1 protein-coding gene is annotated in these 230 nt (G+C 53.0%); it reads right to left on the bottom strand.

Annotated elements, in window-relative coordinates:
• Window positions 1-61: 61 nt before the first annotated feature.
• Window positions 62-230, bottom strand: a 169-nt coding sequence (locus KVT28_RS27370; protein ID WP_217551499.1) for a YhjD/YihY/BrkB family envelope integrity protein, incomplete at its 5' end; no start/stop codon positions are given.

Below are 230 nucleotides of genomic sequence, written 5' to 3'. Positions count from 1 at the left end.
TCGCCCGCTGTCGCGACGCCAACGCTGACACTGGCGCGGCTGACGCGCTGAATCAAAGCAATCATGTTTCCTCACGTTCTTTTTCGCGTTCTTGCTGTTTTAGCTGGCGATAGTCATCCAGCGTGACGGTGATTTCCGCGCCTAACAAGACAATACACCACGACCAGTAAACCCAAAGGAACAGAATGGGGATGACGGCCAGAACGCCGTAAATTAACTGATACGAAGGC

This window comes from Pantoea sp. GbtcB22, assembly GCF_019091025.1.
Taxonomy (GTDB): domain Bacteria; phylum Pseudomonadota; class Gammaproteobacteria; order Enterobacterales; family Enterobacteriaceae; genus Pantoea; species Pantoea leporis.
Note: the sequence above shows the minus strand (reverse complement) of the source record. Positions and strands in the feature narration are given on the sequence as shown.